Origin of the sequence: Pokkaliibacter sp. MBI-7 (genome assembly GCF_029846635.1) — a bacterium.
In the GTDB taxonomy this organism is placed as follows: Bacteria; Pseudomonadota; Gammaproteobacteria; order Pseudomonadales; family Balneatricaceae; genus Pokkaliibacter.
The window spans coordinates 3,961,064-3,983,642 of sequence record NZ_JARVTG010000001.1; the positions used below are offsets into that span (position 1 = coordinate 3,961,064).

At 53.9% G+C, this 22,579-nt stretch carries 16 protein-coding genes and 2 CRISPR repeat arrays; of the genes, 9 read left to right on the plus strand and 7 right to left on the minus strand.

Translation table 11 applies throughout. From position 1 onward, the window contains the following. Window positions 1-227 precede the first annotated feature (227 nt). The 3 genes from QCD60_RS17455 to QCD60_RS17465 all read left to right on the plus strand — a co-directional run bounded on the left by QCD60_RS17455 (window position 228) and on the right by QCD60_RS17465 (window position 3,500). Window positions 228-1,217 (plus strand): helix-turn-helix domain-containing protein, encoded by a 990-nt coding sequence (locus QCD60_RS17455; RefSeq protein ID WP_279787492.1) that lies wholly within the window; start codon window positions 228-230, stop codon window positions 1,215-1,217. Between the two features lie 124 nt (window positions 1,218-1,341). Next, window positions 1,342-2,262 (plus strand): transporter, encoded by a 921-nt coding sequence (locus tag QCD60_RS17460; protein ID WP_279787494.1) that lies wholly within the window; start codon window positions 1,342-1,344, stop codon window positions 2,260-2,262. An 11-nt stretch (window positions 2,263-2,273) separates the two neighbouring features. Then, on the plus strand, window positions 2,274-3,500 hold the full coding sequence (locus tag QCD60_RS17465) for an MFS transporter (protein WP_279787496.1): 1,227 nt from the start codon (window positions 2,274-2,276) through the stop codon (window positions 3,498-3,500). Window positions 3,501-3,600: 100 nt separating this feature from the next. Continuing rightward, window positions 3,601-5,069: a CRISPR direct-repeat array (repeat unit 28 nt; unit sequence TTTCTGAGCTGCCTATTCGGCAGTGAAC). Window positions 5,070-5,199: 130 nt separating this feature from the next. Here QCD60_RS17465 and cas6f read toward each other — a convergent pair. The 6 genes from cas6f to cas1f form a co-directional block, all read right to left on the minus strand. After that, a complete protein-coding gene (gene cas6f, locus QCD60_RS17470) occupies window positions 5,200-5,763 on the minus strand; it encodes a type I-F CRISPR-associated endoribonuclease Cas6/Csy4 (protein ID WP_279787498.1) in 564 nt (187 codons plus the stop codon). Between the two features lie 3 nt (window positions 5,764-5,766). Next, the gene (csy3, locus tag QCD60_RS17475) at window positions 5,767-6,792 is read right to left on the minus strand and encodes a type I-F CRISPR-associated protein Csy3 (RefSeq protein WP_279787500.1); all 1,026 of its coding nucleotides are present in this window, start codon (window positions 6,790-6,792) and stop codon (window positions 5,767-5,769) included. A 2-nt stretch (window positions 6,793-6,794) separates the two neighbouring features. Then, window positions 6,795-7,757, minus strand: a complete 963-nt coding sequence (gene csy2 / locus QCD60_RS17480; protein WP_279787502.1) for a type I-F CRISPR-associated protein Csy2 — start codon at window positions 7,755-7,757, stop codon at window positions 6,795-6,797. Then, entirely contained in the window at window positions 7,758-9,122 is a 1,365-nt protein-coding gene (gene csy1 / locus QCD60_RS17485) for a type I-F CRISPR-associated protein Csy1 (protein WP_279787504.1), read from the minus strand. A gap of 183 nt (window positions 9,123-9,305) precedes the next feature. Then, complete coding sequence (gene cas3f / locus QCD60_RS17490) at window positions 9,306-12,605, minus strand: type I-F CRISPR-associated helicase Cas3f (protein ID WP_279787506.1); 3,300 nt, start codon at window positions 12,603-12,605, stop codon at window positions 9,306-9,308. Next, on the minus strand, window positions 12,602-13,594 hold the full coding sequence (gene cas1f / locus QCD60_RS17495; RefSeq protein WP_279787509.1) for a type I-F CRISPR-associated endonuclease Cas1f: 993 nt from the start codon (window positions 13,592-13,594) through the stop codon (window positions 12,602-12,604). The genes cas3f and cas1f overlap by 4 nt, the downstream gene beginning before the upstream one ends. A gap of 268 nt (window positions 13,595-13,862) precedes the next feature. Here cas1f and QCD60_RS17500 point away from each other — a divergent pair, with 268 nt between their 5' ends. From QCD60_RS17500 to QCD60_RS17515, 4 genes are all read left to right on the plus strand, one after another. Further along, window positions 13,863-14,075 (plus strand): polymorphic toxin type 44 domain-containing protein, encoded by a 213-nt coding sequence (locus QCD60_RS17500; protein WP_279787511.1) that lies wholly within the window; start codon window positions 13,863-13,865, stop codon window positions 14,073-14,075. 358 nt (window positions 14,076-14,433) lie between these two features. After that, on the plus strand, window positions 14,434-14,844 hold the full coding sequence (locus tag QCD60_RS17505; RefSeq protein WP_279787513.1) for a hypothetical protein: 411 nt from the start codon (window positions 14,434-14,436) through the stop codon (window positions 14,842-14,844). 41 nt (window positions 14,845-14,885) lie between these two features. Further along, window positions 14,886-17,377: a CRISPR direct-repeat array (repeat unit 28 nt; unit sequence TTTCTGAGCTGCCTATTCGGCAGTGAAC). Between the two features lie 217 nt (window positions 17,378-17,594). Beyond that, window positions 17,595-18,098, plus strand: a complete 504-nt coding sequence (locus tag QCD60_RS17510; RefSeq protein WP_279787515.1) for a protein-tyrosine phosphatase family protein — start codon at window positions 17,595-17,597, stop codon at window positions 18,096-18,098. Between the two features lie 56 nt (window positions 18,099-18,154). Further along, window positions 18,155-18,514: a hypothetical protein gene (locus QCD60_RS17515; RefSeq protein ID WP_279787517.1), complete on the plus strand. Its 360-nt coding sequence runs from the start codon at window positions 18,155-18,157 to the stop codon at window positions 18,512-18,514. 3 nt (window positions 18,515-18,517) lie between these two features. Here QCD60_RS17515 and QCD60_RS17520 read toward each other — a convergent pair whose 3' ends face one another. Next, window positions 18,518-19,501: a LysR family transcriptional regulator gene (locus QCD60_RS17520; RefSeq protein ID WP_279787519.1), complete on the minus strand. Its 984-nt coding sequence runs from the start codon at window positions 19,499-19,501 to the stop codon at window positions 18,518-18,520. 311 nt (window positions 19,502-19,812) lie between these two features. On the opposite strand from QCD60_RS17520, the gene chvE reads away from it, so the two are divergent. Next, window positions 19,813-20,868, plus strand: a complete 1,056-nt coding sequence (gene chvE, locus QCD60_RS17525; RefSeq protein WP_279787521.1) for a multiple monosaccharide ABC transporter substrate-binding protein — start codon at window positions 19,813-19,815, stop codon at window positions 20,866-20,868. A 175-nt stretch (window positions 20,869-21,043) separates the two neighbouring features. Beyond that, window positions 21,044-22,567: a multiple monosaccharide ABC transporter ATP-binding protein gene (gene mmsA / locus QCD60_RS17530; protein WP_279787523.1), complete on the plus strand. Its 1,524-nt coding sequence runs from the start codon at window positions 21,044-21,046 to the stop codon at window positions 22,565-22,567. Window positions 22,568-22,579 lie beyond the last annotated feature (12 nt).

Genomic DNA, 22,579 nt, shown 5'->3' on the forward strand with positions numbered 1-22,579 from the left:
TCCTGATGGATGAATGGTTTCCCCAGCATGAACATCTGCACGCACCCTGCCTATCAACCGAAGGGTTGAGCCGCTGAACCTGCGAGCGGGAAAGCCTGCCTGCCGATGAGCAGGGCGTGCAGAGCCACTATCCGAAATCGGCACAGTTGCAGTCTCGTCGCTGAGAGCGGAATGGCCCTTGCAGCGCACTGTCGACATGCGCTTTTGTTGCCAGAAAGGTTACCAATATGCTCACTGACGTTACCGAACCCTATACCTGTCAGGCGGCGGGTCTGCATCACCTGCAGACGGGGGATATCGAGGAGCATGCCGGTGGGCTGAACGGCTGGGACGTGCGCTACAACCAGCTTACCCTGGGGCGGTTTGCCGGCAGTATTACCGAGCTGCGGCTGGATGGAATGCAGCTGATACGCGACCGGGCCAATCAGGGAATGATCAAAAATGGTGCAGCCTGGGACGGCGCCATCACCTTCAGCCTGCCTCTGGCGTACCGTGAGCCCAGCCTCTATTGCGCCGGACATGCCATCGACATGCAGGGCATGCTGGTGGCCCACGGGGCGCGGCTGCCTGAGCTGCGCGTGCCGGCGGGAGTTGACCTGCTTTGTGTGGCCATGGATCAGGATCAGCTGGAGCAGGTGCTGGAGCAGCAACAACGCTCAATCAGTCTGCGCCAGATAACGCAGTGCTATGACTTTCCGGCCGAAGTACAGCGTGAGCTGGCGATGCTTATCACCAGCCTGATGGATGTCCAGCTGCAGCAGGGGCTGGCACTGCTCAGCCACGATCCCATCCGCACCGGGGTGCGCGATACGATACTGATGCAGCTGCTTGATCTGCTGGATAACGACGAGGCGATGGCCATCAGTCCCAATGCGCGCAAGCGGATCGTTGACCGGGCCTGCGACTACGTACTTTCCCGCCGGGATGATCCCCCCTCTATTGTCGACCTCTGCAACAGGGTTGGTGCCAGCCGCCGCAAGCTGCAGTACTGCTTTCACGAAACCCTGGGCATTAATCCGGTCGCCTATCTGCGTACGCTGCGACTTAATGAGGCGCATCGTGCCCTGCTGCAGGCCGGTGCCACCACAACGGTGCAGGATGTTGCGGCGTGCTGGGGGTTCTGGCATCTCAGCCGCTTTGCCACCGACTACCGGCAGCTGTTTGGCGAAAAGCCATCGGAGACCCTGCGTCGTCGCCGTCAGTCTGACCGCCACTGAGGCCGCAGCGATCACCCCCTGTCAGCCGGTTGTGCTGAAATTGGATAACCCGGGTAAAGGCTCCCTTTGTACTGTGTCTGAGCAATAACAACACAGACAGCATTCACAAAGTTGGGAGCACATCATGAATTATCCGCGCCATATTCGTGCTGTTGGCGGCACCATAGCGCTTTTTATCAGTATTGGCAGTTATGCCACCGAAAGCGGCTCACCGACAACGGCAGCCGGTGTATACGACTTTGGCGCAGGCTTTATGCCCCCCGCCAGTGACATAGGCACCTTTGGCAGCCGCGTCGCCTATTACTCCACTACCGTCCGTAAGGACAACCAGGGTCACGATCAGCCCGGCGACTTCTCCCTCGATGTGCAGTCCACCAGCGTGGCTTACATGCGCATGACAAACCATGAGCTGTTCGGTGCCCGGTATGGCTTCGGTGCGGTGCTGCCGTTTTTCCGTATGAATGGCTCGATCCGTGTGCCTACCCCGGTCGGCACCTTTGCCACCGGTGCCGAGGTGTTCCGTCAGGCTGATCTGCAGGTATTGCCGCTGATTCTGCAATGGACACCTGCCCCCAACATCGGTATCAATGCCCAGTTCCAGATCCAGGCCCCCACCGGTGACTACGACAAGAACCGCTTTGTGTCTCCGGGGCTGAATCACTGGACCTTCTCGCCTGTCCTCAACGCCACCTACATCAGCGAGCGGGGGCTGGAAGCCTCTTCCAGTTTTGAGCTGGATATCAATACCCGCAATCACGATACCGACTACCGCAGCGGCATCGAGTACCGCCATGAGTTTGCACTGGGCCAGCATGTGGATAACTGGACGCTGGGCCTCGGTGGCTATTACTACCAGCAGATCAGCGATGACGATGCCCCCGGCCTGACCGAAGGCAACCGCGCCAGAGCACTGGCGCTGGGCCCGGCGGCGAGCTATTTCAAACCGGGTATGCCTGCTGTGTGGCTGCATGCCTATAAGGAGTTTGATGTGCGAAATCGCGCCGAAGGCTACACCCTGGCCCTGCGCGTTGCGCAGAGTTTCTGAGGAGCGCTGTGATGACTGATACTCACCTCCACAGCCGCAAAGCCAGAGGCAGCCGCGAAGGCATCGTGCTGATGCTGGGCAGCAGCCTGACCATCATGGGCGCCGTTATGGTGGCGCCCATCCTGCCCAAACTGGGTGCAGAGTTTGGCCCGCTTGAACCTCATGCCGATATGCTGGTGCCCGTTGCGATTACCGGGCCGGCACTGGCCATCGCCCTGTTTGCGCCACTGGCCGGCTGGCTGGCTGATCGTCTCGGGCGTAAAAACCTGCTGATGCTGGCCACCCTGATCTATGCCCTGCTGGGTGCCGTTCCAGCCCTGCTGCATGACTTGCAGAGCATCGTTATTGTCAGGCTGCTATTTGGCTGCGCCGAAGCCGCCGTGATGACCTGCTGTGCCACTCTGATCGCCGACTACTGGCACGGCGAGGAGCGACTGCGTTACATCAACCTGCAGGTGGTCAGTATCGGGCTGGTCGGTGCCATCTTCTTTGTGATCGGCGGGGCGCTGGGGGAGCATTCATGGCGTACGCCGTTCCTGCTCTATCTGCTGCCGGTGCTGCTGGTGCCGGTGATGCTGAAAGTGCTGTGGGAGCCGCAGCACAGTGGGAATACCCAGCCTGACCCGCACACGGGAGCGGGGAAGGTGGCCTGTGTGCCTGTGCTGATCGGCTATCTGCTGGTACTGGTTGGTATGGTGCTGAACTTTATTGTGCCGGTACAGACCCCGGCGTTGCTGGTCGCCATGGGCGTCACCTCCAGCACTCTGATCGGTGCATCGGCAGGGCTGGGGCTGCTGGCAACACTGGCCGGCTCATTACTGTGGCCACTGTGCCGGCGTCGTCTGGGGGTGTATGGCTGCAATGCGCTGCTGCTTGCGTTGCTGGCACTGGGGCTATGGCTGCTGGCACATGCACAAAGCTATCAGGCGGTATTGCTGGCAGTGTTTATTCACGGTGCGGGGGCCGGTCTGCTGGTGCCCAATGCCATGGCACCGGTGATGAATGCCCTGACAGCACGCACCCGCGGTCGTGGTCTCGGTGGCTTCACCGCCAGCCTCTACCTTGGTCAGTTTGTCAGCCCGCTGCTGGTGGGGGCTGTGGTCAGTATTACCGGCACATTGCCCGCCGCAATAACCACCATGGCCGCTGCCAGCCTGCTGGGGGCCGTGCTCTGGCTGCTGGCACAGTGGCTGATGCCAGCCACCCCACAACCGGCAGGGAGCGCATCTCACTCCTGAACAGCCGACGGCTTTAGCGTTTATTTCCCCTTTGCCCACTTGCCCCGGATAACCGGGGCTTTTTTACACAGACGTTATCGGCTCCGGGTGATAGCCAGTGTTGCTGAGCTGCCTGTTCGGCAGTGAACAATAAGCGCAGCCAACGATGGGCTTAGCAATTTTTTCTGAGCTGCCTATTCGGCAGTGAACGGGGGGATGGGGGCATGCCCCCATTTAGGCGCTTTCTGAGCTGCCTATTCGGCAGTGAACACTAGGGGCGCAAGGAGAAATCTGGCGCGCTCTTTCTGAGCTGCCTATTCGGCAGTGAACCTGACCAGCCTGCGCAGTTCGTTATCTGCGCTTTTCTGAGCTGCCTATTCGGCAGTGAACGTTTTGTTCGTACACGTCAGCCTGAGCCAGCTTTTCTGAGCTGCCTATTCGGCAGTGAACATGATGATGTTGATGTATCTTCTCTGATTGGATTTCTGAGCTGCCTATTCGGCAGTGAACTCGGATTACCTACATATTTCTTAACGTTTCTTTTTCTGAGCTGCCTATTCGGCAGTGAACGTATGACTCAATTTTGTTATAGCCTTCGCTAATTTCTGAGCTGCCTATTCGGCAGTGAACTGGGTTAGTTATTTGAATTTAGTTTCCGATCTTTTCTGAGCTGCCTATTCGGCAGTGAACAACAGTAGTCGTACTAGTTGACGTGCCAGACTTTTCTGAGCTGCCTATTCGGCAGTGAACGCATTCGATCACAAGGGCATGAGCCATGCGCATTTCTGAGCTGCCTATTCGGCAGTGAACATCGCGAGTTTCTAGTTGGCTGCAAGCCCGCTTTTCTGAGCTGCCTATTCGGCAGTGAACGCAACGTCAACACCCGCCTGACCAGTGATAACTTTCTGAGCTGCCTATTCGGCAGTGAACGCGCTTATGACACTGCACAGTGCTTTCAGGACTTTCTGAGCTGCCTATTCGGCAGTGAACGTGGTAAGTGACACCAGTAAGCGCACCCTGACTTTCTGAGCTGCCTATTCGGCAGTGAACATATCTCGTGTATTAGCTCGCTGTCTTTCAATTTTCTGAGCTGCCTATTCGGCAGTGAACAATTACCAAAGGGAGTAGCAATTTCCCAGTCATTTCTGAGCTGCCTATTCGGCAGTGAACAAGCCCAGCCATAAACATAAAGAATTTCCTCATTTCTGAGCTGCCTATTCGGCAGTGAACCAGAAATGCGGTTTTGACATCATGACAGAAACTTTCTGAGCTGCCTATTCGGCAGTGAACTTACCGCTATCGGTTACAGCAGAACTATTATTTTTCTGAGCTGCCTATTCGGCAGTGAACCCCTCGGCGCGACCATGAACCCGGTCAACCATTTTCTGAGCTGCCTATTCGGCAGTGAACTCCAGCACAGGCGAAAAAATCCAGATTGCTAATTTCTGAGCTGCCTATTCGGCAGTGAACTGAGTGGCACTGTCACCGGGAGTACTGCTGCGTTTCTGAGCTGCCTATTCGGCAGTGAACTGATGCGCCCGGGCGAGGGGTGGCGCCCGGGCTTTCTGAGCTGCCTATTCGGCAGTGAACTAGAGCGTCTGAATCCTAACTGTCTGATTATTAAAGAGCAATCACCGAAATACGGCGCTCACCCCTTTTTTGAGGAGGCGCCGTAAACCATTGATTTTTATAGGGCTAAATAATGGCCCTATAAAAAGGGTCAGAACCAGGGCAGGGTGGCGCTCTGGCTTAACCCGTAGCTGTTAAAGCTACCCTCTGTCGGTTGGGGCTGCGGTTCACCCAGCGCGAGAAATAGCCGAAAGTGCTGGCCACTGCTGTTGCTTCGCATCTGGATAAAGGGCAACTCAAGCGTTTTCGCGGCGCTATCCGGCAGATGCCGGGCTGCCTCGGTTTCTGTGACGCCGTGGCGGCGCATATAACGACGCCGCAGGCGCTCAGGGTTACTTTTGGCCTGTACACGACGCAATGCCCGGTAGCTTACTCCGGCGGGTACAGGGTTAATGTCGCTGCGCTCAACATGGTCCAGCATGCCGGTTAACCAGGGTTGCCCCATCAGCTGGTCAAGGTCGGCTGCTTTGCCATGCAAGCGCAGTAAACTGCCGAGCGCTTCGCGTTGCTGCTCAAGGCGCGGGAAGCTTACGCCGATATGCTGGTGCTCACCTGCCGCCAGTGCCCGATGAAGTTTGCTGTAAAGGGCGCTCATCAGTTGCGAGGCGGTAAAGTCCGGGTCAGGCCGCAAGCGGATATCAAGGTAGTGGGTCATGGTTTACTCCGACTTTTCACCAAATACACCGCCTCTGATCAAAATTGCCATGGCGTAATGTTGCTGGTTAGTATCGGGCGCTTCACCTTTCGTGACCCACTTATCAAAGAGGCTGTAAAAGTCCATTTTATTTTGGCGATAAGCGCGGCCGCGGTTAGTTACCGAGCCGAAAGGTTCGACGGATATAGGGCCGTTTTCTGCCGCGGATTCATACCAGTCATCAATAGTGCGCAATGCATTACCAATTTTTTGAGAGTGCATAGCCGCAATCTGCTGCTCACCAATGTTGTAAAGTAACTTGCTTTTCTTACCCTTGCTGTTGCCAGTGCTATCAAGTACCAATTCTTGAGAGGGGAATACTTCTTGTCCTGAGCCTAATTTGGCAAAAGCTTCTACCTTAAGTAGAACGTACTGCACTCCCAATAGCCCTTGCTGGATGACTTTTGCCAGTGCGGCGACGTCTTCTGTGGCTTGGTCAAAGCGACGCAAGTCAAAAGCAAAAGCGTCAAAGCTCCATGATTGATGGGCATCTTGCTCCTGCGCTGTAACTCTCACCACCACCGATTCTGCGCCTAAGCGGTTACGCCAAAGGAATCGGCCATTGGCGATATTGCTGGCATAACGTAGAGCCAGTTCAGAGAACTGATGCTCATCAATATAGCCTTGGACAGTCTGCTGTAAGGCTTGTTGATAGACTTGGCTGTCGCAGGCAGAAGGAGTGGATAAATTGCCCAGAACGCGCAGGGTAAACTCTACTTTTAGCGTGTCATGCTCAAAAGGAAGGGCTGCAATGTCGACACGTTGCAGGTTGGCTTTTTGCGTCTCCTGATCGAGTTTGGCCGGATCGTCCATAATGGCCTTTTTCTGCCTGTTGGACATTACGCCTCGTACGGCTTTTTCAGTCACGTTAATCGGTTGCCAAGGAAGGCCGCTTGATTGTTCCGACCAGTTTCCTGAAAACATCAATGCATCCGACGGGGACAGTTTGCGCTCGAAGGCGAGCACGTTTGCAGTCTTGATTGCAGCCATGGTTATTCTCCTAATTGTGCCAGTGCAGTGATGGTGGGTTCAGATGAGGATGGAGCCTGATAATCGTTAGCGCAGTAATACAGTCCTTGTTGCGCATCAAACTGATAACGCCAGAAGATGGACTCTAGTGAGGTAATTCGATGTGGGCTTAGCCATTCACCCAGTGAATAAACAGATTCAACGAAACAGACCGGTGTGGTGGTGTCGCGACTTTTATTCACTGTTCCGGGAGCATAAAGGCCAGAGATGGCCTGATAACCCACGTTGATTGGTCTGAGCCAACCACCATAAGGCGGGCGACTTTTTGGCCATGTAGCTTTTGTAGGGGTATCGCTATCCTGTACAGCGCGTGAGGCCAATGAACTGAAGTCCATCCAGGCATCTAGCGGTGTTTTGCCCGTCTGGGTTTGATGGTCAGCTAAGATATCGGCGCGGTTGACGAGTAAGTATCCGGGCAAAAAGCTGCGAAGTAGTTTCTTTAGTGCACTTGGCTGACGAAGATGATCGACGTCGCTAATGAGATCGACCTGTCCTATCGAAAGAATATTCCCACCCGCCAGACGCTGGCAGCTGGCCCAATGGCTAAGCTGTGTGCGAAGAGTCGACAGCTCATCGTCACTTATGGGCGGTAGATCCTGCATACCGATGACTAATGTTACTTCCATGTGCATCCGTCCCTCTTCGTTGAACGGCGCTGTTTTTTCTTCTTTGGTCAGTGGGTTACGTGTAAGAGCAAATACATGATCAGCCACTGAGCTGGCTTGGTGGCTATGCACCTGATGTTGGTGGCAAATTATTGCGCACTGGCTGAGTGCTGGCGCTAAAGCATCGTCACGTTGCCAGCGGCGCTGAAGCGCATGAGTAAAGCCTAAAAAATGACTAAGCGCGGGAAATCCCCATGTTAACCCGGCAATGGCATTGGCATTTTCAACCTTTATCCGGCGCAGTATAAGTAGCGAGTCCATTTATAGCGCCTCCTCAATTTCTTGATTTATCAGTCTTAACTCTTGCGCCGTCAGTACCAGCCATTGGGCATAGTCAGGCTGTTTTAGATGTAGTTTGTTTCCTGCTTCCAATCTTTTATTGAGGAAACGAGAAAAGTCAGCGGCTACTTTTTTTTGCCATTCCTTGCGGTCGTGTTGGTAAGCGAAGGTTTCGTCCAGGCTATAGCGTTGTGGGTTTAACCACAGTTGCTGATGCAGTGGGAGCTTGCAGTCAGGATGACGGCTCCAGTCAGGTGCAAATTGACCGGTGTTATAGCGAGCGCTGAAGCTGACCAGCTCATCGACAATTTCCTCAACACGACGCGCACGCTCCAAACGTAAGTATCGGTTCGATGGTTTCTTAACGTTGTGCTCCAGAAAATAACGGAGTGACTCAATACGCTGGTACACCAAGCGACTAAAAGGCCCCTCGAACACTGAATCGAGGTGGTAAGGCAGTTTTTCCTGGGGTTGCCAATGAGGAGGTGCGGAATTTAACAGATAGGCTTTGCCACCACGGCTGGAGTTGAGCTGGCTAATATTCTGCGGTTTTGTCCCCCCAAAATTTTGAATAGCCAAGTCGGGGTAGTCGACAATTTCGCCTTCAGCATACAGTGACTTTCGCCGCATATCGCGCAACGTCTTACTATGGTCACTAAAGCGTGCATCCTGTATTCGGGTAAACATTGCCTGAGCTAACGATGTGGCAAAGAGTGGTGAAAGTAAGTGGTAGCCGTCTTCGACAGGCCAATAGACCTGTTTGGCCAGTTTGTGGGAGCTAGGTGCTGTCGCGGTAATGGCTTGTTTAAACAGGGCTAACCACTCCTGCGCCTGGGCGTCAGTCTGGGCAAAAGGCAGAAGCGGAGAGCAGTCATCCTGGCGGATAAAGTCGATCAGCAAAGGGTTGTCAGCGGTGGTTGGCGCATTGTAGCTCGGTAGTTGCAGAAGCTTTCCGACATCCAATGCGGCTGCATTACCCACGACGTCAATGGAATAATCAGACAGAACGTTGCTACTGATATAACCGGCATTTGCTTGCAAAGACATGGTTGCATAAATGCTCGTGCCCTTGGCATCGGAATGAATGTATTTCAGTGCATGGGTAACTAGCTGCAATTGACCTGCGCGTTGTGCCGCATCGGTTAACCAAAGGTGGGGAATAAACTTCTCTTCCACTTCCTTGCGCTGTGAGAGACGCTCTTGCTGAAAGAGTGCTTGGGATTCAGGAGCGCTAGCCTTGAGCAGACTAGCGGTTTCTTTATCGTACTTTTCCAGCCGGTCGTTAGCGCGGCTATGAATATAGTCAGCAATTTGCTGGCTAAGCGCTTGTGTTGATAGGTTTTCCAACTCCTGCCTCCTGCATTGTTAAATGGAAATATTGACGGAAATATTTATCGGGGTGGTGTGGCTTTCTTCGGTTGCAGGCATCTCGACAACTCCGGTGTTCAGAAAGGCAACAAGCCACAGGGTTTTGAGTGTTAGCACTGCAAGAATTTTCTGCCGAATAGGCAGCTCTTTAGCTACAGGTCTCTACTCCAGAGGCCTGTAGCCTCCTAGTACTGAGTTGTAAGACCACGGCGTTGCCATATCTCGCAGTGTGATCGTGCCAAAGGTGCGACTTACTTCATCGACTGACTTCTCCAGATGATCTGCCAGTTCCCGTAGGAGCATTGCATAGTCGGCATGCGCCCACAGATGATTACCTGTTGCACAGATCGGAACAGGAGTGATCTCAAACATGTATTGTGCTTCTCCTGTCACCCCTAAATGCCAGCGATAAAAGCGTGGTTCGCTATCTTCATCCTCTAGCCAATGATAATAGTCGGTCTGAGGCGCGCTCTTTCTGAAAGGGGTGCGCCGTTGCAGCTCGTAGGTCCAGTCGGCGTGTTGTGCCCACCAACGGGCGGCCACAGGGTGTATCAGCTCTTGTGTCAGTGTTTGAGTATCCGCCAGCAGACGAGAGCGTAGTTGTGCATGCTCAAGATCGGTCAGTGATGTCTGCGGATGCAGCGCTACACGCTCCTGAATGCGTGGGTTTGCCGTTAAGGGGGTAATTTGCTCAAGTGGCAACACTTCCCGAAGATCCTGATGCTGTAATCGCACGTCATTAGATTCGAAGCCGGGGCGAGAGTACGCCGGAGAACGGCCAAGCAGGGCATTAATGTTTTTGTTAAACAGCAATATGTTGGGAGCGGAAGGGTATTGCTCCTGATCCTGATGACGGAGCACTCGTCCTGCCAGCTGTATTAATGCTCGGACGGAGGATGGCTCACTGATGGCCCAATGAGCTGACCAATCTCTGCCAACCTCGCAAACAGGACTGGCGAGCACAACAAAGACATGCTTATCCGTTGGGTGTTTGGCAATAGCTTCTTGAATGCTAGGGCATTCCCACAGGGATAAATAGTTGCGCCGGTCAAAGACCTGATCCAGCACCGATTCAATGTGACTGCGCTGAATTAACGTCAACTGGCTGTGATAAATACAGTAATGGATCTGATAACCAGGCTTGGCTGGTTTTGCCAGCAGGCGCTGAGCCAGTGAGACTAAAGGTCGAATATTAGCGACCCTTACGATTCCGAGACTGACACTGCCTGAAGCAGAACTTTGTTCAGCGGGCGTGCATTCTGCGTGAGCATCGTGCAAGGCGTGAATATGCGTATAAATCTGTTCAGTCAGCGCATCGAGTACGTCATGAACAGAGGTGCCAGGAGGATCAATAACGATATAGTCAGCAATACGTTTGGGTCGAATCTGTGACAGGCTTTGTACTCGCTGCGAGACGAATTGCTGATGCTGTTGGGTAAAAAATTCTATATCGGCATGCGCGCCATGAGAGGCACCGTGCTCATCAAACCAGGCGCAGCAAATGTTAGTTGATTTACCAGGTTGGCCGCAGCTTTGTTCATAGATAATGCGTCCATGATAATAAGCACGGAATAGCGCTTCTACTAAACTGGGCGGTAGAGTGGCTGAAGAGAGCAGCACTTTACTGCCGAGCATTCCAGCCCAGTTCACCAGACGACAAAGCGCTGGCAGATCAGCCATGTCGAAATCGTCAGGCTCATCCAATATAAGATCTGACGTGAGCAGCCGAAGCATGGGGGCGATTTGCTTACCGCCTCGCTCGCTTTCAGTGGCGGGAACAAGATGATCAATCGTGCTGACGAGTACCGGAGCATTGACCAGCCGGTTTAGCCGCGAATCGCGTGCTAACCACTTGTTCAGCGGACTGTCAGTACTTCCTTGAAAGCTCACATAATGGCTCGGGTCGAGTAGGTTGTTAGCGGATTCTGACCCTTTAACACGATCAGCTTTCGCTTCCTCCTCTTCAGCGTTTTGTTCTTGTCTTAAACGGTATAGCTGGCTGACGGCTTGCGACCCTACCAATACTGCTAAGTCATCATGCTCCAGTTGTAATTGTTCCCGGAAGGCACTGCCTGTCTGTAAGGTCAACGTCCGAAGGCCCAAGGCAACGGTGAAGCGGCACCCCAGCTTTTCATCGGATAAACCATACATAATGCGAGCATTGGCGAGCGTTTTCCCTTTGCCGGTTGACGCCATATTGATGCCAAAAAATCCATTCTCAGTTGCTTGCGTGCGTACGCCACAAGCAAGGTCATAGGCTGTGTTTTGCCATACAAAATCTCGGCGCGGCGTACGTTTTTTTAGAAGTGGATGACGTGTAATGGCAGCCAATGATTGACGCAATGCAGGCAAGAGTCGCACAAATTGATGAGCGCTGCGGTAAACCCCAACCAAATGCTCATCAAGCCGTTGGTTCAGCGCTTCGTCACGGGTATTGGCATAGACCGAATAGGATTTATCCCAATATTGCTTAGCGGCAGCCTGAGAAGAGTAAGTATGATCAGCCAGCATTAAGGCCAACCGTGAGAGATGAAGACTAAAACGGTCTTGCAGCCATGTCGTGGTCTGTAGGTTTGCTCTGCCTAACGCACGCTTGGCGATTAGCGATGCTTTGAGCTGCCACGTTCGGCTGAGGAAGGGCGTACCTTTAGGGCATTGCCACACATGGAGGAGTTCTTTTTCTGACCACTCTTTTTGACTGTATTGCGGTGAGTTCCAATAAGCCGCTAGTAAGCGATGGAGATAGTGGTCTATATGCTTGAGTGACTGAGGTTTGTCTTCCAGCGTTTTTGGCATCCTATGATGAGTCAGAATTAACCATCCAATGGTTTGCGCCAGAGGTGGCAACTTCTGAAAAGGCGATGAGCCAATAAATTGTCCAGCCCCTTGCTGGATTTTGTCTAACACCTCTTGATTAAGCTGTTCAGCGATTTCAGACACCTGGCCTAATTTTGTTAGCCATTCGTGATCATCATTATTACCGACGAAGGCACAAAACATACACAAAGACACCCATTCATGACGAAGAGGCTCCTGTAGTTTTCCCTTCCCGCGTAGCTTGTTCTGGAATAAGAGGTTAGCTTTGCCAAAGTCATGGAATAGCGCCGCTATACTGCTCAACAGGCTGATATCCTCCAGAGTGTGCCAGGAGTTTTCGCGCTGACTATCGAGAATATCTCGCTCCGTGGTATTGGTGGGCACTGCACCTTGCTCATTAAACCGGCTTGAGTTGCCCACCACCCAAAGCAATTCGCTGTGATCACGCCCGCGTATCCAGTGGCACGCCACGGCGGTATTGCGGCGGGCAGATTGACGCAGCAGTTTGCGCAAGGTCGCAAGCCCCGCCTGAGTGATGGCGGTTTGCCAGGTGCGATCACCACGGCGTTCAGCAAACTGATCAAGAATGCGGCGGGTTTGGGTGAGGGCGCGTTTGTCGCACTGGGAGATCAGCAGAATGTTCATCCCTGCGGCTCCGCCTGTGCCTGCTGGCCGAGCTGTTCAGCGGTGGCCTTAAGGGTGTCAATCATAAAGTCGAGGGCTTCACTGCGGGTCAGCCCTTCAATGCACTGCTGGCGGAAGGTTTGCTCCTCGTCACCGTTCATGGCGCAGATAAACGCCAGCGGCAGGATGATGGCGTCTTTGACCAGATCGGCGACATCAAACACCAGCCCGCCACGGCGGGTTTTGCCATGTAACACGGCCAGCCCGTGCGGCAGGCCCAGTACCCAGCAGGCGGTGGCACCCAGACCATAGGCCAGATAATTACCGTGATCGAGAAAACGGTTGGCCGGGTCGGTGCCTCCACCGCGTTTGGCGCGCACAAAATCACCGTATTGTGTAGTCGTGGCGGCCAGCCTGAACAGGCGCTTGCTCAGGCGGGCTTCTTCAGTGAGCAAAAAGGTATGGTCTGGTGCCGCCGCAATGGCGTGGGCGGATTTCTCCAGCGCGGCCTCAAGCTGTTGTTGATCAGGAGAAAAGCCGGCGTCCTTGAGGGCTTTGTCATGCAGCCATTGCTGGCGGATACGCTCAAGGCGGGCGAGCTGAAAAGCCTTAGCCGCTTGCAGGCGTAATTCATCAGAGAACCAGAACCGCACCCAGTGTTGCAGGTATTCAGTCGGGCGGTATTCGCTCTGCGGGGAGAACCACGCCACTTCGATATCCATCTCATTGGCGCTGAACAGCGGCGTACCACCGCCCCCGCAGAAGCCAACCATCACACCTGCTTTGGCCAGTTCACGCATGGCCGCCTGAGTGACGGAGGTGCCCGTGCCGAGCAGCACGGTGGTGGTATTAGCAATGGGGATATTCCAGTACAGCTGACGTTTCCCCTCATCGGTGACGTACTCCACCCGGCCACCGTTCACAAGCACCCGGCAGTGTTGCAGGTAATACAGGTTGGCGCGTTTGGAGTGCAGGATGGTCTTGAGGTCGGAGGGGCTGAAGTCTTCCATGATACGAGCTGCCGTCTGCTGGATGAGCTGAAATCTATAGCCCAGTGGGCGCATAAGGGCAACGTTTGTAAATACCGAAATGAGTGAGTCACGACGCAGATCAGTAGCTGGCTCAAGAGTAGGGTGTTGAAGTGGTTCAGCGTTAGCGGGCAATCCGTGCGATGGCGGCGCAGCCAGTGAGGTATTGGGCCTGAAGTGAGTGCTATGGCTGCGGCTGCTGGCGTGGAGTAAAGACAAAGCCAAGGGCGTCACCGCGTGGGAAGCCACCATGATGATCTGGACCAAAATGGTAGCGCAGGATAGCTGCTGGGATCACAAGCCGGTGATCAGTCGCTGCTTCCACCCGCGTGATCCCGTCAGTCAGGCGTTTCACGGGTGGAAAGAACGCAGATATTTCTACGATGTTTGGTCAAACATACATGATGGCTTTATTGGCACAGCAGCCGGTTTTAGCGCTTCTGCCCTTTTAGCAGGCTGTTGAAAATCTATCTGCGTTGCCGAATACCGCGTCAAAAACAGGCTCAAAATGCTCATTTAGTCCACTAAACTCCGCTTTTTCGCCTGTTTTTTCCTTGTCTCGGCTGCCTCGATAACGTTTTTCAACAGCCTGTTAGATGGGGCAGGGCTGGAACAAATAGGCAGTGATACTCTCCGGCGCAGACTGCCTTAAAGAAAAGCGCCACTGACAGGCACCTTACGCGATTTTGATGATGGCAATGACCGTATTGCCATTCAGTTGGGGACTAGCCTGTATCGCAGGTTTCCTGCCGGGCCGACCGCAGGCGTTCTGGTAAACAGCATTTTGAATAGTCCACTCAAGTCGTTGTCAGGGAAGAGTGATGAAATACGTTATAGGGATAGTGATTGCCGCCTTAGCCGCAGTGTGGTGGTATCTTGGGCCGCCCGGCCCGGCGAGTTATGTTGAAGTGGAGTTTATCGCCCCCAAAGGGGTTGAGCCTCTGTCAGTGGTGGAGTTTATGGCAGGTGAGGATAAAGCCTCGCTAGTGAATATCGCTCCGGGCGAAGTACAGGCCGCGCGTATATATCCCGGTGAGTCTGCTGGTAGTGAGATAGGTTTGATCGTATTCAGGTCAGCATCAAGCGATGAGGGGGCTGCGATTCGTCCGGTAGACTGGATTGGTGCGCGCCCCTTTGCCGCTGACACAGCTTTCCGAATACATTTCCAGATTGATCAAAAGGGCCAGGTTCTGTCTGGCAAGTCATGCCAGTTACCCTGTTCGTTTAACTGAATCAAGCTACCCATAGATATTACAAAATGGTTATCCATGGGAGTTGAAGCTGCCTATTCGGCAGTGAACCTGGATTAACTACAGCACCAGATCCCCGGAATTTTCTGAGCTGCCTATTCGGCAGTGAACTTGATTTGGACAGGACGATACCAGCTGGGTTGTTTCTGAGCTGCCTATTCGGCAGTGAACCAAGGAAAAAGAAGCCAGTGATGTTCTTGGGCTTTCTGAGCTGCCTATTCGGCAGTGAACGCGCAGGGCGTTTTCCGCCAGGTGGCCGACCATTTCTGAGCTGCCTATTCGGCAGTGAACTTGATAAGGCCAATAATATCTGGCGTGTCAACTTTCTGAGCTGCCTATTCGGCAGTGAACCTAGACGGTAAAGAGCTGATGCACATTGATAATTTCTGAGCTGCCTATTCGGCAGTGAACCCAAGGGTGACAAAAAAGTTACTCTCCAACATTTTCTGAGCTGCCTATTCGGCAGTGAACAAGCTGCACAGTAACCCACTTCTGAGGGCTATTTTCTGAGCTGCCTATTCGGCAGTGAACTTGATTTCTATAGTCGTGATCTCTATCCGCTGTTTCTGAGCTGCCTATTCGGCAGTGAACCCTACCTGTGGGGCGGCTCCGGTTGCTTCTGTTTTCTGAGCTGCCTATTCGGCAGTGAACGTGAAGACTATCCCACTCAGCACGTTGACTTTTTTCTGAGCTGCCTATTCGGCAGTGAACCAATGTTGACAACTATGTGACTGTTACCCTCTTTTCTGAGCTGCCTATTCGGCAGTGAACATGCAGGGTCAAACGGAATCATTAATCTGAGGCTTTCTGAGCTGCCTATTCGGCAGTGAACATTACATCGTTTGCGATATGCCAAAAACAGACTTTCTGAGCTGCCTATTCGGCAGTGAACTCCCCCTTCCCCCAGTCATATGCCTGCTTTGCTTTCTGAGCTGCCTATTCGGCAGTGAACCATACCCCAACGACTTTTTATATTTACGACGATTTCTGAGCTGCCTATTCGGCAGTGAACAGTGGACGATGGCAGCGATTGAAGCTGCGTATTTTCTGAGCTGCCTATTCGGCAGTGAACACTATGCAGGCGCTAACACATCATTACCAGAGTTTCTGAGCTGCCTATTCGGCAGTGAACCAGGAATACGAACAACAGACTGCGCCGAGTCATTTCTGAGCTGCCTATTCGGCAGTGAACGACCATCGGTGATAGTATCAGTTGCTCCAGCATTTCTGAGCTGCCTATTCGGCAGTGAACGACACCGTTTATGGTTTTGTCAGGTCGGGCAATTTCTGAGCTGCCTATTCGGCAGTGAACAATATAGCTCTACTGGTCAGACTGCTGGAGAATTTCTGAGCTGCCTATTCGGCAGTGAACTAAAGATGCCATGTCAAAGTCGTCTTTTTATCGTTTCTGAGCTGCCTATTCGGCAGTGAACATTGCTATCTAGACGGTTTACCATGCTTGATATTTCTGAGCTGCCTATTCGGCAGTGAACGATCTGGACAAGTTCACGCGCGCCCAACTGCATTTCTGAGCTGCCTATTCGGCAGTGAACATGACTCTGCAGGGCAGTGAAGAAGTTTTTGGTTTTCTGAGCTGCCTATTCGGCAGTGAACGCGCAAAGGGCAGAACAGGCTGCCCATTGCACTTTCTGAGCTGCCTATTCGGCAGTGAACGATCCATTGGCTTACTGCTTTTCTGATGATCATTTCTGAGCTGCCTATTCGGCAGTGAACATTATTTCCGCGTCAGGCGTGAGCGAAGATCATTTCTGAGCTGCCTATTCGGCAGTGAACGTTTTTTCCAGTCGGCCATGGTTTGCTCAGACTTTCTGAGCTGCCTATTCGGCAGTGAACTTTCGTATTCTGCAAACGGTTCGTATTATTGTTTTCTGAGCTGCCTATTCGGCAGTGAACACGTGACATCAACAGAAGACGAGGACTCAGATTTTCTGAGCTGCCTATTCGGCAGTGAACGACAGCATGCAGGCAAAAGCCATCTTCGATCATTTCTGAGCTGCCTATTCGGCAGTGAACGAATCAGCCAGATTAGACGCGCCGATCTGTTCTTTCTGAGCTGCCTATTCGGCAGTGAACATGCTGCAGTCTCCATGAACGCTGGTCTGTCAATTTCTGAGCTGCCTATTCGGCAGTGAACTGTAAACTTCTGACAAACCATAGGGCACTATTTTTCTGAGCTGCCTATTCGGCAGTGAACGTTTTGTCTACCATCTGTGCCACGGACAACCCTTTCTGAGCTGCCTATTCGGCAGTGAACGGTCGTCGGTAGCTTCAAATGCCTCGATGTAGTTTCTGAGCTGCCTATTCGGCAGTGAACGTCCCGGCCAGACAGGGGTACTTATCTCAACTTTTCTGAGCTGCCTATTCGGCAGTGAACCCGTCTTGCTTCATATCCAGCCGCTCATTGGCTTTCTGAGCTGCCTATTCGGCAGTGAACTGCTGTACCAGCCAGGTGAGCTGCTCTTGAATTTTCTGAGCTGCCTATTCGGCAGTGAACTAGAGCCTGTCTAAGCTAACCTTCTGATTGTTAAAGAGCAAAGCCTGAAGTCAGGCGCACAACCCTTTTTTTGTGGTGTGTCCTAACCCTTTGATTTTTATAGGCTCAACAGAGGGCCGATAAAAAAGGGTGTGAGACAAGGTTAGCCAGCTGTGCGTCCCACCGCCACTGTGATGATCAAACCCGTGGTATTTAAATCCTTTGTTGGACTTGTCCTATGAACTCAATTCCCTATTTCGTTGCTGCTCTCGGTCAGGGGCGGCTGTATGTGATGGCCAAACCTGTTGCCGGTGAATGGGTTGACGAGGAGTTTGCCAGTATTGCCCGTTCCGGGATCAGCCTGATGGTATCGCTGCTGGAGTGGCATGAAGCCTATGAGGTGGGGCTGGAGCAGGAAGCATCACTGGCACAGAAGCATGGTATGCGTTTCCAGTCTTATCCTGTTGCAGACCGCGGTTTGCCCGCGGATAAGGCTCAGTTTGTGGGGTTTATTCATGATCTGCTGGGGCAGATCAGCGCCGGAGCACAAGTCGTCGTGCACTGCCGTGCTGGGATTGGCCGTACTGGTATCGTGGCCGCCAGCCTGCTGATAGCCGCTGGCTATTCGACCGGGGATGCCTTTGCGCTGGTGTCGGCCAAACGGGGTGTGGAGGTGCCTGATACCGAGGAGCAGAAAGCCTGGGTGATCGGTCTGGCGGCAGCACTGAGCACTGGTGTATAGAGAGATGGCCAGCTATGGAGACTGGCAGAAATAAGTACAGGGAAAAGGAGTGCGATATGAAGTTAATTTCTTTGGTGTGGATGACGGGAGGTGCCGTTGCTGGTGCCGCTGCGTTTTTGGTGGCCCAGTTAGTGTGCTGGATGGATGAGGCGCCTACCATTGAGCTTGTTATCCACAATCTGACTGCATCTCCTGTCAGTCGCGTGGAATTTGTCAGCAGCGGGATGTCCAGCACGGTGACCATGACTGCCCCCAGCAATCCTCTGCGGCTGGTACTGCCGCTGTATGGCGATAGCGGATACACCCTGCGCGTGGTGCTGGCTGACGGGCAGCATTGTCTCAGCACTGGCAGTTATATCAGTGCGGGTGATCACTTATCTCAGGGAATTGATAGCACCTGCCTTACCGCCCCCTGACCTTCACCGACCACTCTTACTCAGCTCCATCGTCACCAGTGCTTTTAGCCGGTTGGCGATAGGGGACAGCTGGCGGCCTTTGACCAGCAGCAGGTAGTAGGGCGACATCACAATACGGGTTTTCAGCGGCAGTACCCGCAACCGGGCGCCGACTTTATCACCCAGCAGCAGGTCCGGCACTTCACTGGCCAGCGGCGCGATAGCGGAGGATGACACCAGAATAGCGATCATCGCCAGCAGCGAGGTGGTGTTGGTGATGTTGGTGGGCAGGGCAGCTCCTGCACTGAGAAAGGCGCCTTCGACGGCCTCGCGGATGGGCGCGCGGTGGCTCTGCATTACCCATTCGTAGTTGGACAGATCACCAATGGCGACCTGATCGACATGGGCCAGCGGATGATCCTCTCGGACCACCAGATTGACCACTTCGGTCCGCGCCGGATAAATCTCAAAGTCTGACGGGTCGACGCCTCGTGGCAGACGGGCCAGAACAAAGTCGTTCTTGCCAGCGGCCAGATCATGCACCAGCACTTCGCTGGATTCGACATTGATATGAATTTCCGCCTTGGGGGAGATGGCTTTCAGCTGGCGGATAGCCGGAATAACGAAACCGACCGCTGCCCCGGTCACGGCCCCTACCGTGGTGATCCCGCCTTCACCGCCTTTCAGTTCTTCCACATCCCGTGACAGGTCGCGCAGTTCCACCAGCAGGTTATGTGAACGCTGGGCAAGTGCGCGGCCAATCAGGGTCGGCACCATGCCTTTGGCATGGCGCTCGAATAATTTCGCGCCGAGGGCATTTTCAATCTCCGACAGCATACGGGAGGCGGCGGGCTGCGTGAGTGTCAGCTCATCGGCAGCGAGGCCGAGCTGGCCGTGCTCGGCAATGGCGGAGATAAGGCGTAACTGATTGATTTTAAGATGTTTAGCAATGCCGATGTCCATGTCTTTGCCTGTTGTTATGGTTGTTGGGGGACAGAGCTGGAGCATGATCTGCGCCTTGATACCCAGGGTCTCAAAAGGCGCTGACTAATGGTGGCTGGTTGGTGGCAAGTTGTCGAGATTTGTGCATAACAAATTTGCTATGCATTTCTACAAAAATTGCATTTGATTGGTATGGAAAGGGCGCCTATCTTCATTCAGTGCCTATAACTGAACTTGCCATGGCTGGCATATTCGCACTGTCTGCTGGCGGTCAGGTTCATCACAGGCTCTTTGGCTGAACGATAAAAATAACGGCGGCTCAGGTAACCAGCGTACGTACAACGATACGCTGCCGGGGTCGCAATCAGGAGAAGCTAATGAAACACGTCAAAAAACTCATAGCCGCAATGGCTCTGGGAACCGCGATGCTTACCTCTGCTGTACAGGCTGCCGGAGTGGTTGGGATTTCCATGCCGACCAAGTCGTCAGCACGCTGGATCGCCGATGGCAACAACATGGTCGATCAGTTCGAAAAAGCAGGCTTCAAAACCGATCTGCAATACGCCGAGGATGATATTCCCAACCAGGTGGCGCAGATCGAAAACATGATGACCAAAGGGGTTGATGTACTGGTCATCGCCGCCATCGATGGCACCACCCTGACCAACGCGCTGGAAAATGCCCATGCCGCCGGTATCAAGGTGATTGCTTATGACCGTCTGATTCGTGACAGCAAATACGTCGACTACTACGCCACCTTCGATAACTTCAAGGTCGGTGTACTGCAGGCGCAGTCGCTGGTGAAAGGGATGGAAGCCCGTGGTAAAGGCCCCTACAACATTGAACTGTTCGGCGGCTCTCCTGACGACAACAACGCTTACTTCTTCTACAACGGCGCCATGTCTGTGCTGCAGCCGATGATCGATAAAGGCGAGATCAGCGTGGTGTCTGGTCAGATGGGCATGGACAAGGTCGGTACCCTGCGCTGGGACGGTGCTACCGCTCAGGCACGTATGGATAACCTGCTGTCTGCCAACTACACCAAGAAACACGTCGATGGCGTGCTGTCACCCTATGACGGTATCTCCATCGGTATCCTGTCCTCTCTGAAAGGCGTGGGCTACGGCTCAGGCGATCTGCCCATGCCCATCGTGACGGGTCAGGATGCTGAAGTGCCCTCAGTGAAATCCATTCTGGCGGGCGAGCAGTATTCCACCATCTTCAAGGATACCCGTCAGCTGGCAGGCGTCACTGTGGGTATGGTCAAGGCGCTGCTGAACGGCAGTACTCCCGAAATCAACGACACCACCACCTACAACAACGGGGTGAAAGTGGTGCCTTCCTACCTGCTTGAGCCGATGACCGTCGACAAGAGCAACTGGGAGAAAGTGCTGATCGACAGCGGTTACTACAAAAAGGATCAGATCCAGTAACCCACCTCTGCTGAACAGGCTGGCAACGGCCTGCCCGGACGGACGGCCTGGCCCTGTCTCTGACTGGTTGGGCAGGTGTACTGGCCTCCGTCCTCTGTGCAGCACTATCACGATTTCTCGGTAATACGATGCGCCGCCGCTGACGGTGGGCGCATCCGCCTGAGCGGACACTCCTATGCAAGATATCATTCTGGAGATGCGTGGCATCACCAAGACATTCCCCGGCGTGAAGGCGCTGGACAATGTCAATCTCAAGGTACGTCGTGGTGAAATCCACGCTCTGTGCGGCGAGAACGGTGCAGGCAAGTCCACCCTGATGAAAGTCCTGAGTGGCGTCTATCCCCATGGCAGCTACGACGGCGACATCGTCTATGAAGGCCGCACCATGAGCTTCGGCGGCATCGCCGACAGCGAGCGGGAAGGCATCATCATCATTCACCAGGAACTGGCACTGGTGCCCTTGCTGTCCATTGCCGAAAACCTGTTTCTGGGTAACGAAATTGCCAGCCATGGCATCATCGACTGGCCGTCGGTATTCAAGCGCACCGAAGCGCTGCTGAAAAAAGTCGGCCTGAGTGAAACCCCGTCCACGCTGGTGGAAAAACTGGGCGTAGGTAAACAGCAGCTGGTGGAGATCGCCAAGGCGCTGGCCAAAGACGTCAAGTTGCTGATTCTCGACGAACCTACCGCCGCCCTGCAGGAGAACGACAGCCAGAAGCTGCTGGATCTGCTGCTGGAGTTCCGTGCACAGGGCATCTCGTCGATCCTGATTTCCCACAAGCTGAATGAAGTCAGCCGCGTGGCGGACAGCATCACCGTGCTGCGTGATGGCACCTCGGTGGAAACCATGGATTGTCACGCCGACAGCATCAGCGAAGAACACATTATCCGCGGCATGGTCGGGCGCGATATGGCGCACCGTTATCCCACCCGTACCCCCAAGATTGGCGACACCCTGCTGCAAATTCGCGACTGGAACGTCTGGCATCCGGAAAGCGCCGAGCGGCAGATGATCCGCAACGTCAGTCTTAACGTGGCTGCCGGTGAGGTGGTGGGCATTGCGGGCCTGATGGGCGCGGGTCGCACCGAGCTGGCCATGAGCGTGTTTGGCCGCAGCTATGGCCGCAATATTTCCGGCTCCGTGCAGCTGCGTGGCAAGGAGATCGATGTCTCTACCGTGCGCCGCGCTGTTGACAGTGGCCTGGCCTATGTCACCGAAGACCGCAAGGAACTGGGGCTGATTCTCGATGAAACCATTCTTTGCAATACCACCCTGGCGAACCTCGAAGGGGTTTCCAGCCACGGCGTGATCGATGACAACCAGGAACGCAAGATCTCCGAAGACTACCGTGCCGCACTGCGTATCCGTACCCCCGGCGTGTTCCAGAAAACGGTCAACCTGTCCGGCGGCAACCAGCAGAAGGTGGTGCTGTCGAAGTGGCTGTTTGCCCAGCCCGAGGTGCTGATTCTGGATGAACCGACTCGCGGTATCGACGTCGGGGCCAAGTTCGAGATCTACAGCATCATCAATCAGCTCGCTGATGAAGGTAAGGGCGTGATCATGATTTCGTCGGAAATGCCTGAGCTGCTGGGGATGTGTGACCGCATCTACGTAATGAACGAAGGCGCCTTTGTCGGCGAACTGGCCCGTCATGAAGCGAGTCAGGAAAAGATCATGTCGATGATCGTCACGGCGTAAGCGAGGTAATGA

Coding starts and splice junctions, on each gene's coding strand:
- QCD60_RS17455 (WP_279787492.1), top strand. CDS start 228: ATGCTCACTGACGTTACCGAACCCTATACCTGTCAGGCGGCGGGTCTG.
- QCD60_RS17460 (WP_279787494.1), top strand. CDS start 1,342: ATGAATTATCCGCGCCATATTCGTGCTGTTGGCGGCACCATAGCGCTT.
- QCD60_RS17465 (WP_279787496.1), top strand. CDS start 2,274: ATGACTGATACTCACCTCCACAGCCGCAAAGCCAGAGGCAGCCGCGAA.
- cas6f (WP_279787498.1), bottom strand. CDS start 5,763: ATGACCCACTACCTTGATATCCGCTTGCGGCCTGACCCGGACTTTACC.
- csy3 (WP_279787500.1), bottom strand. CDS start 6,792: ATGGCTGCAATCAAGACTGCAAACGTGCTCGCCTTCGAGCGCAAACTG.
- csy2 (WP_279787502.1), bottom strand. CDS start 7,757: ATGGACTCGCTACTTATACTGCGCCGGATAAAGGTTGAAAATGCCAAT.
- cas3f (WP_279787506.1), bottom strand. CDS start 12,605: ATGAACATTCTGCTGATCTCCCAGTGCGACAAACGCGCCCTCACCCAA.
- cas1f (WP_279787509.1), bottom strand. CDS start 13,594: ATGGAAGACTTCAGCCCCTCCGACCTCAAGACCATCCTGCACTCCAAA.
- QCD60_RS17500 (WP_279787511.1), top strand. CDS start 13,863: ATGATGATCTGGACCAAAATGGTAGCGCAGGATAGCTGCTGGGATCAC.
- QCD60_RS17505 (WP_279787513.1), top strand. CDS start 14,434: ATGAAATACGTTATAGGGATAGTGATTGCCGCCTTAGCCGCAGTGTGG.
- QCD60_RS17510 (WP_279787515.1), top strand. CDS start 17,595: ATGAACTCAATTCCCTATTTCGTTGCTGCTCTCGGTCAGGGGCGGCTG.
- QCD60_RS17515 (WP_279787517.1), top strand. CDS start 18,155: ATGAAGTTAATTTCTTTGGTGTGGATGACGGGAGGTGCCGTTGCTGGT.
- QCD60_RS17520 (WP_279787519.1), bottom strand. CDS start 19,501: ATGCTCCAGCTCTGTCCCCCAACAACCATAACAACAGGCAAAGACATG.
- chvE (WP_279787521.1), top strand. CDS start 19,813: ATGAAACACGTCAAAAAACTCATAGCCGCAATGGCTCTGGGAACCGCG.
- mmsA (WP_279787523.1), top strand. CDS start 21,044: ATGCAAGATATCATTCTGGAGATGCGTGGCATCACCAAGACATTCCCC.